The sequence below is a fragment of the Leucothrix pacifica genome (assembly GCF_003172875.1).
GTDB classification, from domain to species: Bacteria; Pseudomonadota; Gammaproteobacteria; order Thiotrichales; family Thiotrichaceae; genus Leucothrix; species Leucothrix pacifica.
Window position 1 is genome coordinate 22,552 of the sequence record NZ_QGKM01000021.1, and the last position, 12,074, is coordinate 34,625.

Genomic DNA, 12,074 nt, shown 5'->3' on the forward strand with positions numbered 1-12,074 from the left:
TGAAGCAGCTACTTAGCTATCGTTTGTCAGAGGTGTAAAGTCTTCGAATTAGTCATGATGAAGTAAGCGACTCATTTAGTATAACTATTCCGCCAAAATTGCTATTCTTCCGAAACTCCTCATAGCAAAACAGTCACCCATGCAAAAATATTCAAATATTCAAATATTCAAATAGTATTACCCAGCTATTAGAACATTGCGAAGCGCAGAGCGGCTATGCCTGTGACATCAGCTATGACGAAAGTCTCGCGACAGATTCAACCGTCCGCATGGCAGGCCGAAACGGACTACAGCGACACCAGATCATCCTAAAACAACACAACGATAAAGCCGACTACTACGTCGCGTGGCAGGCCGTTTTCATTCTGCGTCAATTCAGTGTGGATGAAGCGAATCGCGCCAATATCACCCAAGACCCGGCAGGGTTTGAACGCACCAAAGCCGAACTCGCCACACTCCACCCCAGCATGCAAAGCGGTGAGCTGGACAACTTCGCCAACCACATCCTCGGCGGCATTATCACGCAGTTGCGCTCCGTCCCCGTTGGTATCCTGGTTGATACCTACTTGTTTCGGGAATACGAGGAGTTAAGAGAGATTCAGGAAGTAGTGCTGACTCAGCAAGTTCATGAGTATTGGGCCGCACTCAATATCGATAAATCCCAGTTTCCACAAACCATCATACTCGCCAATCAACACATGAACGCGGCACATGCGGCCATGGTGGATTACCAGTTCCCCTCACCCGAACTCACCGCACCATACAAGGTGGCAGGTATGGAGGCGATTTCAGTGGAATTACTGGATCTTTGCCTTAAGCACAATAGTGACGGTGATCAGGATAAAGCCCTTATTGATGAGTGGGCAAAACGCCTTAACATCCAACACCTCTATCGCTGGGTATAGCCATGTCTAAAGCACCCTTTGAATTAGCCCTGAGCTACGACACCGTCAACACATCCGACTACCCATCAGATGCTCAAACCGTGGGTTCTACTGCATTCAATCAGCAGCTGCGTGAACAACTGGAAAAGCAATACCAGTCACTCGGTGGCGATCTTAAACTCGTCTTTGGTGAGCACAGCGTACTGATTAAATGGCACGCCGGAGACTCTGTTGAGCAACAACGCGCACAAGCCTTAGGTTTTTTAAAAGCGGGCGAATATAGCCAAGCGATTCCCCTGTTAAATGCAATTCTTGAACATGATCCGAACGACACGGACAGCTTGTATAACCTTGGCATGGTGTATAGCGATCAGGGCAAACTTGATGATGCGGTTAGCCTCCTGACGAAAGCCACGGAAACCGACCCGAAACATTACCATGCGTTTGTGGCCTTAGGCGTCGCTCATCTGAGACAAGGACAGGTTGAGCCTGCTGAGACGGCCTTGAAGCAAGCCCTTAGCATTGAGTCTGATGATCCTTATGCGCTGCGAACGTTGGCAGCCATACACATGCAGAAGCAGGACTATATTTCTGCGATCAGTGTATTACGACATGCCCTGAGTTTGTTGCCGAGTGATTCGATTAGCTTGTTAAATCTCGCCACCTGCTTGTTTAAAACCGGGCAAGACAAAAACATTAGCGAAGCCAAAGAAATGGCCGCCGCCCTTATCGCCACCAATACGGGCAATGAGATCGAAGAAAAAGCCAAAGACCTGCAACGACAAATTGGCTATCACCAGTTCCGTAAAGACTCTGGCGAGCACGAAAACTCAGACGCGGTGTTTTATTGCATTGACGCCTTGAGGCGACTTAAAGACGCCAGTGACAAAGAAGCCGCTGCCGTTGCACTCGAAGTGGCTCAGCTCGGTCAAAACGGCCTCAACATTAATGACCCTGAAGTGACTTACACCATAAAAAGCTTCCCCGGCGACTTCACTGGACTTGCATTGGTTTGCCTGCTGCATGTGGCCGTTCAGAAAGTCTCACCGGGCAGTAACTCGGGGTTTGATGTGCAGGAGAAGTATGAGATTGCGAAAGGTTTGTTTGAAGCTAAGCAAAGATGATCAAAATAGCAGACATCACAGACCACCAGATTCAGCTAGCCAACCTTCATTCAGCAAGGCCCAAGCGCTCTCTTGCTCCATCAAGCGTTACTGTACGCCCTTCCCTGACATCCATTAAACCCTGAACAATCGCATTGAAGAAGTCACGCTGCTCTTGTACTTCTTCATAACTATTCAAGTCCTGAACAACCGCGACACCACGTCCACGACTCGTTAATAGAACGGGGCGATGTGTTTGAGCGGTATGCTTTACGATCTTGCCAGGATTGACTTTTAACTCTGTCAAAGGAACAACATCTTGAGAGAATCGAGTCGACATACCTTGCACCTTCATATATTAAGTGACCTGATAATAGCACCAGTTAAGCGCCCAAAAAAACAACTCAACCAGTCATCAATAACGATAAAGCTGCGCCAAAGAGCAATATAATTTACTTAGACCTTACCAAATGAAGTGATATAATATTCAGCTTGGGGCAAGCATTTACCGCAAGAAAATTACAAGGATGACGGGGTAAAAATGTATTTAATTGACAACATCAATGACCGTTTAGGTGATGACTTAAAAAAAACAATTAAAACAGGCTCAAAACTCCAAATTGCCGCATCATGCTTTTCTATATATGCCTACGAAGCACTCAAAGACGAGCTTGAAAGTATCGAATCATTAGAGTTCATCTTCACATCACCAACCTTTGTAGAATCCGAAGTCGCAGACAAATTCAGAAAAGAGAAACGCGAGTTCTTCATCCCCAAAGAAGAGCGCGAAAAAAGCTTCTACGGGAGTGAATTTGAAATACACCTAAAAAACAAACTTACCCAGAAAGCGATTGCCAAAGAGTGTGCCAACTGGATCAGGCGGAAAGTGACGTTTCGTTCAAATACAACTGGCTCACCCATGCAACAAATGGCCATTTTGAGAACTGAGGTAAACGAGCAAGTATATTTCCCTTTACAAGGCTTCACCGCGGTTGATCTCGGTTACCAAGCAGGAAATGCCGCATCGAACTTTGTTAACCGCCTCGAGCCACCCATAACAAAAGGCTACATAAATGTTTTTGAGCAACTCTGGGACAACCCTGAACAAGTTGATGATGTAACAGAAAGGTTAATTAACCATATCTCAACGGTTTACCAAGAAAACTCCCCCGAGCGAATCTACTTTCAGCTTCTCTACAACATTTTCAGTGAGTTCCTGGAAGATATCAATGAAGACGTATTGCCCAATGACAAAACCGGATATAAAAACAGCTTGGTCTGGAATAAGCTGTTTAACTTCCAGCGTGATGCCGCTACGGGCATTATCAACAAACTCGAAACATTCAATGGCTGCATACTTGCTGATAGTGTTGGATTAGGTAAAACCTACACTGCACTGGCAGTTATGAAATATTACGAGCTACGTAATAAGTCTGTGCTTCTCTTGTGCCCCAAAAAGCTCTCGGACAATTGGCTTAACTTCAACCGAAACCTACTTACTAACCCATTCGTTAAAGATCGGTTCGCTTATGATGTGCTTTGTCACACAGACTTACAAAGAACCTCTGGTGAGTCATTGGGTATGCCTCTCGACCGTGTCAACTGGGGAAATTACGATCTCGTTGTTATTGACGAGTCCCATAATTTCAGAAATAACAACGCTCAAAAAGACAAAGAAAACCGTTACCAAACTCTGATGAATAAAGTCATTAGAGCAGGTGTGAAAACGAAAGTACTCATGCTCTCAGCAACGCCTGTCAACAATCGCTTTAGTGACTTACGCAACCAACTCGCCTTAGCTTATGAAGGTGACTCTAAGTCAATGCAGGAACAAGTAGGGACAACGCACAGTATTGAAGATATATTCAAACGCGCCCAAACATCCTTCAACCACTGGGCAGAGCTACCACCCGATGACAGGACAGCTGCGCGATTACTCGATGCGCTCGATTTTGACTTCTTCAAACTACTAGATAGCGTAACAATTGCTCGCTCCAGAAAGCACATTGAAACCTTCTACGATACGAGCGAAATTGGCCGCTTCCCTGAGCGTAGAAAACCACTTTCTTTTCACCCACCATTAACAACACGAGAAGATGTCATAGGGTTTAATGATATTTTCAAAAATCTTTCACAGCTTAAAATGGCCGTGTATGCCCCAATAAGCTACATACTCCCCAGCCGGCTTAAAAAGTATGAAGACATCTACGATACAAATGTCAGTGACGGGAAAAGCACACTGCGACAAGCTGACCGTGAGAAGGCGCTTCAGCGACTGATGACAATAAACCTCCTCAAACGACTAGAAAGCTCTGTTCACGCTTTTCGTATGACACTACAAGGACTTAGCGATACGCTAACAACTGCGCTCGAAAGTATAGAGCGCTTTAAGCAAAGTGGGAAAGATGCAGGCTTTGGCTACGAGTTTCCCGATGGTGAAAGTTCCGACTTCGATTTTGAGGATGAAAATGACCTAGAAGGAATCAACTCTGGTTTTGCTACAGGCGGAAAAGTACAAATCGATCTGGCTGATATGGATTTAGCAACATGGGAATACCACCTGTGGGAAGATTTATCTCACATTACAGATCTGCTTGATGAAATGGAAAAGGTGACACCTGAGTACGATGCAAAGCTGAATCATCTCAAGAGTCACCTTCGTCAAAAGTGGGCAACCCCAATCAACCCAGGTAACAAAAAGGTACTTATCTTTACAGCATTCGCTGATACGGCTGATTACTTATACGATAACCTAGCATCTGATACTTTAGAGACTTACCAACTTCACTCAGGGAAAGTCACCGGCTCAAGCTCTGCAAAATCGACTCTCGGTAAAGGCTACGACTTTCAAACACTACTCACATTGTTTTCCCCAGTGTCAAAAGAGAAGTCGAACGTAATTCCAGAGGAACCAAATGAACTTGATATACTCATTGGCACAGACTGTATTTCGGAGGGTCAAAACCTCCAAGATTGTGACTACCTCATCAATTATGACATTCACTGGAATCCGGTCAGAATTATCCAGCGCTTTGGGCGTGTAGATCGTATCGGATCGTCAAATGAAAGTATCCAACTTGTTAATTACTGGCCGGACATAAGCCTTGATGAATACATCAATCTAAAAGAGCGTGTGGAAAACCGAATGGTCATTTCGGACATTACCGCAACAGGTGATGACAACGTCTTGAAAGCAGAAGCAAACGACGTTGCTTACCGAAAAAAGCAGCTCAAAAAAATGAAAGATGAAGTAATTGACATGGAAGATGTTAGTGGTGGCGTGTCAATAACCGACTTGGGCTTGAATGAGTTTCGTATGGACTTACTCAATTACATAAAAACCAATGGTGATATGCGTGCTGCACCGAATGGAATGCATGCTGTTGTTCCTGCAAACCCTGAGAAAGGGTTACTACCCGGTGTTATTTACTCGCTACGAAACCGCAACCACAGTGTCAATATAAACCAACAAAACCGCTTGCACCCATACTACCTGATTTATATTTCAGAAGACGGTGAGGTCATCATCAATCACATGCAAGTGAGACCGCTTCTGGATCACGTCAGAGCCGCTTGTAAAGGAAGAACTGAGCCTATCCCATCAGCCTTTGAGCATTTTAATACCGTTACAAAAGATGGTCGTGACATGCATTTTTACTCTGATTTACTTGATAAAGCTATTGCCTCAATGATCGAAGTAAAAGAAACCAAGGATATTGAAAGCCTGTTTGGAAACAGAGAAACCACAGCAAAACAACATGATATTGCGGGATTAGATGACTTTGAACTGATTAACTTTATCGTTGTGGTGGATTGAGCAATCACTATGTCCTTTATACCTTTTAAATTCCCCCCTTCAACTGAACTTACACCACTTGGTAAAAGAGTTCCGAAGGAGACTATTTATCAGCAAACTGACCCCAGCAATGAAATTAAGCAGCTTTTTGTAAATCAAATTGCTGAGATACGCTGGCGCCATAAACTGGCGAGTGACACGTTGAATATACCTGCGACGGCTGAAGTATCTGAGATTCAGGTGTTTGATATTACGTTGAAGCCCGATGTTTCATCACTTGACCTTCGAGTCTTAGAAACCCTCGATAAAACCATTCCATCAACAATTTATTACCAAATTTATGATGCGCAGAAAAAAACAGTGCAATGCATCATGGCTGCCAAACGGGCGAATGTCCGAAACGAAAAGCAAATGATTATCCAAGATTACTTTAGTACTGAATGGGTAAAGCTCACTGATGAATACCAGAATATACCCATTGCTGTAGACCTGACTAGTTTATATCAGGCGCTACTGCGTAGCCTATTAACTGAGCCTGCCCTGCCCAATGAAAGCTTGACTTCACAGCTAGAACGAATTGCTCTACTGAAGCAATACCGACTATCGCTATCAAAGTTGCAAAACCAACTCAAGCGAGAGAAACAATTTAATCGAAAAGTTGATGTTAATAAAAAGATCAACCAACTTAAAATACAGATAGAGAGAAACACAGCGCATGGATAAACTTAAAATGCACAGCCCTGATCTTGCAGACCAGAATATTAATAAAATTGCCGACCTATTTCCTCACTGTATTACTGAAGCCAAAGACGAGGACGGTAATATCCGTAAAGCAATTGATTTTGATCTTCTGCGACAAGAACTATCCCGTGAAATAGTCGAAGGGCCACAAGAAAGGTATCAACTTAATTGGCCAGGTAAGCGTGAGGCTTTGCTAACCGCTAACGCTCCTATATCAAAGACACTACGACCATGCCGAGAAGAAAGTGTTGATTTTGATACCACAGAAAACCTGTTTATTGAAGGTGATAATTTAGACGCACTGAAGCTACTTCAAGAAACATACCTAGGTGCTATTAAAATGGCTTACTTAGACCCTCCTTATAATAGAAAAAAAGGTGAGAACTTAGTTTATAGAGATAGCTTTGTCGGTAGTACATATGATTACTTAGTAGATACAAATCAAGTTGATGATGAAGATAAAAAACTTGTAAGCAACTCAGATTCAAACGGTCGTTTCCACTCTGACTGGCTTACGATGATTTACCTAAGAATTAAGTTAACTAAAAATATTTTATCCGATGATGGAATCATCGCAATTTCAATTGATGATAGTGAAACATCTAATATACGACAGTTATGTGACTGGGTGTTTGGCGAGTCAAATTTTGTGGGCACTATAATTTGGAAAAATGTTACTGATAATAATCCTACTAATATTGCAATAGAACATGAAAGCATTCATGTATATGCGAAGTCTAAATCAAAACTAGAAAAGAGTTGGAAGTCAAAAATATCTTCAATAAAAGATGTACTCATAAATATCGGAAATGAGCTAAATTGTAAGTATTCAGAACAGCATGACTTACAAAAAGCATACACAAAATGGTTCAAAGTGAACAAATCTGAACTTGGCCCACTAGATAGATATAAATACATTGATGAAGGTGGAATATACACAGGTAGCCAAAGCGTACACAACCCGGGAAAAGAAGGATATAGATACAATATTTTACACCCTGTAACAGGAGAAAACTGCAAACAACCACTCATGGGTTATAGGTTTCCGGAAAGTACAATGATAAAGCTCCTAGAGGACGATAAAGTCTTATTTGGAGATGATCACAACAAAACTATTGAACTAAAAGTCTATGCAAAAGATTTCACAGACAAGCTCTCCAGTGTTTTTCACTTAGATGGAAGAACAGGCCCTTACGACCTAAAACAACTTTTCCCAGAGACTAAAAAAGCCTTCTCTAACCCTAAACCTGTAAAACTCATGGAGCGGCTATTAACTTTTATGGTTGGTAGAAATGAAATATGTATAGACCTTTTCGCCGGCTCAGCGAGTACTGCTCATGCACTTATGGGGCTAAATATTGATGGTGGAAGAAGAAAGTTTATTGAGCTCCAGTACCCAGAAGAAATTACAGGTAAAACTAAAGACTCAAAGCTATCATTAAAGCTATGTAAGGATTTAAACTTGCCCCCAAAAATATCTGAGATTTCAAAAGAAAGAATAAGGCGTTCGGCAAAAAAAATTCTTGATGAGAACAAAAATACCGAAGGTATAGAAGAACTTGATACTGGATTTAGAGTTCTAAAAATCGATAGCAGCAATATGACCGATGTCTATTACAACCCAGACCAAATAATTCAAGGCGGCCTATTCGATAACATCGATAATGTAAAATCAGACCGTACAGAAGAAGATTTATTGTTTCAGGTCATGCTCGACTGGGGAGTGGACTTAACTCTTCCAATTAACAGAGAGTCTATAGACAATAAGACGGTATTTTTTGTAGATAATAACTCACTGGTTGCCTGCTTTGATAACAATGGTGGTGTCACGGAAGATTTTGTGAAAGAACTTGCCCAACATGAACCACTTCGTGTTGTATTTCGTGATGGTGGCTTTGCTTCAGACAGTACAAAAATCAATGTAGAGCAAATCTTCAAACAACTATCTCCAATGACCGATGTGAAGTCTATTTAAGGAGTATTTTAACCATGAAGCTCCAATTTAAGCATCAGAAATACCAAGCAAATTCAGTACAGTCGGTTATCGAGTGTTTCAAAGGTCAAGTTCCGACAAAAGAAGGGATCGATTATAAAATTGACCCCGGTGTTGTCGCACGCGGAGAGAGTCGCTCGACTGTTAGTCACGTCGATGGTTTTCGAAACGCTGAAATACAAATCAGCTCCGAGCAATTACTAAAAAATGTTCAAGAAAACCAAAGACATCAAAACCTGCCACAGTCAACAGAGCTAGTAAAAACTAAGGCCAGTCCTATCAACCTTGATATTGAAATGGAGACTGGCACAGGTAAAACCTATTGTTATATCAAAACCATGTTTGAGCTTAACCAAGAATATGGTTGGACTAAGTTTATTATCGTTGTACCGAGTATTGCCATTCGTGAAGGTGTACAAAAGTCGTTTTCAATAACAAAAGAGCACTTTTTACAGCTCTACAGTAAGCAAGCCAGGTCTTTCATTTATGATTCCAAACAACTTCATCAGATAGAAAGCTTTTCATCAGATGCCGGTATCAACGTCATGATTATCAATGTTCAGGCGTTTAACGCACGTGGCAAAGATGCCAGACGTATTTATGAAGAGCTGGATGGCTTTCAAACACGCCGTCCTATTGATGTAATAAAAGCAAATCGTCCAATCATGATATTGGATGAGCCCCAAAAGATGGAAGGCAAAAAGACGCTGGACTCTTTTGCAGAATTTAATCCCTTGTTTATGCTTCGCTATTCTGCAACACATAAGACAGAACACAATAAAGTGTTCCGTCTTGATGCACTTGATGCCTACAACCAAAAGCTGGTGAAAAAGATTGAAGTGCGAGGTGTCACTGTTAAAGGTTTAGCAGGTACTAATGCGTACCTGTTCTTTAGTCACATCGATATATTCAAAAACAAGCCCCCTGTCGCCCAAGTAGAATTTGAGCAGAAATTAAAAGGCGGTGGCATTAAGCGTGTCTTCCGCAACCTAAAGAAAGGCGATAACTTATACGACCTATCGAACGAACTAGACCAGTACAAAGATAACTTTATCGTCGCTAATATTGATGCAAACACAGATGTCATTAGCTTTCTAAACGGTGTCGAGCTTACTGTTGGTGATGCTGTCGGCAATGTCAACGAGTCAGCGATTCGTCGTATTCAAATCCGTGAGGCCGTGCGTGCTCACCTTGAGAAAGAACGGCAACTTCACACTCTTGGCATCAAAGTACTCTCTCTTTTCTTTATTGATCAAGTGGCTAAGTACCGTGACTATGAACAAGCTGATGAAAAAGGTGAGTATGCCCGTATCTTCGAGGAAGAGTATCAGCTTGCATTGAACGACTTCAGGGAAATCTTTGATGACGCATACCAAAAGTACTTATCTGGCATTGATGCCGAAAAAACCCATAAAGGTTACTTTTCTATTGATAAAAATTCTAAGCGCTTAGTTGATTCAAAATTGGCTGCTCGCTCGACGGATACGGATGATGTTGCAGCATATGACCTTATCCTTAAACAAAAGGAACGCCTTCTCAGTTTTAAAGAACCGACCCGTTTTATCTTTTCACACTCCGCACTAAAGGAAGGCTGGGATAACCCCAATGTCTTTGTTATTTGTGCCCTAAAGAAGAGTGACAATAGGATTACTCGTCGCCAAGAAGTTGGGCGTGGACTCCGTTTGTGTGTTAACCAGCATGGTGAGCGTATGGATACACCCACACTGGTTCATGACATCAACCGTCTCACAGTTATTGCGAGTGAAAGTTACAAAGACTTTGTAACAGCCCTTCAAAAGGAAACTATCGACTCGCTTTCAGCTAGACCGCGAAAAGCGGATCAAGAATACTTTACTGGCAAGGTATTCACGACATCGGAAGGTGATGTAGAAGTTAACGAGGTGATGGCTAAGCTCATCTACAAATACTTAGTACGCAATGATTATGTAAATGACGAAGATGATCATATTAGCGAGACATATCACCAAGCAAAGACCGATGAAAAACTGGCAGAGCTACCCGAACCCTTACAGCCCTATGCTCAACAAGTGTTTGAACTCATAGACACGGTTTATTCTGATAAGACGCTCCCTCTCCCGGAGGACAGCCGAAAAAATAAAACCAACCCACTCAATGATAATTTTGACAAAAAGGAGTTTCAGGAGCTTTGGGCACGCATCAATCATAAAGCCATTTACAATGTTGACTTTGACTCAAACGAGTTGATTAAAAAAGCAATTCCAGCACTCGATATGAAGTTAGTTGTTGATAGGCTTCACTATAATGTTGTGCGAGGAGAACAAGTTGACAATGTTAGTTACGACAAGATGAAATCTGGTCAAGGCTTTAAGATCAAGGAAACAGAAACCGACTCCCTCCATTCATCCATACAGTCACATGTGAAATATGACTTACTTGGGAAAATATCTGATGGCACTAAGCTCACGCGCCGCACAGTTGCCAGTATCCTGCAAGGCATGTCTGAGCGTGCTTTTCTTCAGTTTAAAATGAATCCTGAGGATTTTATTTCAAAAGCAGTTAATTTGATTAATGAGCAAAAGGCGACAGTTATTATTGAGCACCTTGCTTATGACACAATCGATGACAAGTTTGACCGCGACATTTTTACCGCAAACCAAAGCAAACAAGACTTCACCAATGCCGGTGAGCCGCTCAAGCGTCATATTTACGATTACTTAGTCACCGACTCAAATACTGAGCGTAACTTTGCGAAAGAACTGGAAGCTGCGCAACACGTGACGGTTTATGCCAAACTCCCGAACGGTTTTTTCATCCCAACACCCGTGGGTGATTACAATCCCGACTGGGCAATTGCCTTTAAGGAAGGTTCGGTAAAACACATTTACTTTATCGCTGAAACTAAAGGTAGCATGGACTCTTTGCAGCTACGCGAGGTTGAAACGACAAAGATTGAATGTGCGAAAAAGTTTTTTAGTAACATTGCTAAAAGTAACCCGGAACAAGCGGTCAAATATGATGTTGTCGATACATTCGAAAGCTTGATGACGATGGTTAGGCAGTAATAAATGAGTAGTAGCTTAATCGCTAAATGAAGTCAAAGTACCTAAAACGGAGTTTATCAATGAGTCCGCCAGAGAGAAAAGATATGAAAACACCATCAAAAACTGACTGGAAACGCTTGGCTGCAATGGAAGATAAAGACATCGATACAAGCGACATTCCTGAGCTTGGCGATGTTTTTTTCCAGAATGCGGCACTCAGAGTACCTGTCAAAAAGCCGGTAGCCCCTTCCCTGAAACGACACTGGATGAAGTCACAACTTGCCTAAAATACACAAACAAACCCAAATCATTATCTGACATGCAAGACGCCATCAAGAAAGGCGTAAAGTCTCCTCCGCCTCCACCATGCGCAAGGACTACTTGGAAAAAGCCCTGAGCTATCAATCCATTGATTCGTTAAAAGCCTACCTGATCGTCTCACAAGACAAACCACAAGTGGACATGCTGCTACGCAATGCAGAAGGCACTTGGGATTTACAGCAGTTTAATGACCTTGAAGACGATATTGAGTTG

General features: G+C 42.3%; 8 protein-coding genes. 7 read left to right on the plus strand and 1 reads right to left on the minus strand.

The features are described 5' to 3' along the window. The first annotated feature begins 269 nt into the window (after nucleotides 1-269). Nucleotides 270-905 carry a hypothetical protein gene (locus tag DKW60_RS09310; RefSeq protein WP_109837386.1) on the plus strand — a complete coding sequence of 212 codons (636 nt, stop codon included), beginning with the start codon at nucleotides 270-272 and terminating at the stop codon, nucleotides 903-905. Between the two features lie 2 nt (nucleotides 906-907). Continuing rightward, nucleotides 908-2,008, plus strand: coding sequence for a tetratricopeptide repeat protein (locus DKW60_RS09315; RefSeq protein ID WP_109837387.1), 1,101 nt, complete (start codon nucleotides 908-910; stop codon nucleotides 2,006-2,008). Nucleotides 2,009-2,054: 46 nt separating this feature from the next. Here DKW60_RS09315 and DKW60_RS09320 read toward each other — a convergent pair whose 3' ends face one another. Next, nucleotides 2,055-2,327 (minus strand): type II toxin-antitoxin system Phd/YefM family antitoxin, encoded by a 273-nt coding sequence (locus DKW60_RS09320; protein WP_109837393.1) that lies wholly within the window; start codon nucleotides 2,325-2,327, stop codon nucleotides 2,055-2,057. A 201-nt stretch (nucleotides 2,328-2,528) separates the two neighbouring features. On the opposite strand from DKW60_RS09320, the gene DKW60_RS09325 reads away from it, so the two are divergent. The 5 genes from DKW60_RS09325 (at nucleotide 2,529) to DKW60_RS09345 (ending at nucleotide 11,827) form a co-directional block, all read left to right on the plus strand. Continuing rightward, the gene (locus DKW60_RS09325; RefSeq protein WP_109837388.1) at nucleotides 2,529-5,804 is read left to right on the plus strand and encodes a helicase-related protein; all 3,276 of its coding nucleotides are present in this window, start codon (nucleotides 2,529-2,531) and stop codon (nucleotides 5,802-5,804) included. 9 nt (nucleotides 5,805-5,813) lie between these two features. Then, on the plus strand, nucleotides 5,814-6,506 hold the full coding sequence (locus DKW60_RS09330; RefSeq protein ID WP_109837389.1) for a DUF4391 domain-containing protein: 693 nt from the start codon (nucleotides 5,814-5,816) through the stop codon (nucleotides 6,504-6,506). Then, nucleotides 6,499-8,499, plus strand: a complete 2,001-nt coding sequence (locus DKW60_RS09335; RefSeq protein ID WP_109837390.1) for a site-specific DNA-methyltransferase — start codon at nucleotides 6,499-6,501, stop codon at nucleotides 8,497-8,499. Before DKW60_RS09330 ends, DKW60_RS09335 begins: the two co-directional genes overlap by 8 nt. A gap of 14 nt (nucleotides 8,500-8,513) precedes the next feature. Beyond that, the gene (locus DKW60_RS09340; protein ID WP_109837391.1) at nucleotides 8,514-11,561 is read left to right on the plus strand and encodes a type III restriction-modification system endonuclease; all 3,048 of its coding nucleotides are present in this window, start codon (nucleotides 8,514-8,516) and stop codon (nucleotides 11,559-11,561) included. 83 nt (nucleotides 11,562-11,644) lie between these two features. Further along, nucleotides 11,645-11,827, plus strand: a complete 183-nt coding sequence (locus tag DKW60_RS09345; RefSeq protein WP_146203459.1) for a 3-oxoacyl-ACP synthase — start codon at nucleotides 11,645-11,647, stop codon at nucleotides 11,825-11,827. The last annotated feature ends 247 nt before the right edge of the window (nucleotides 11,828-12,074 follow it).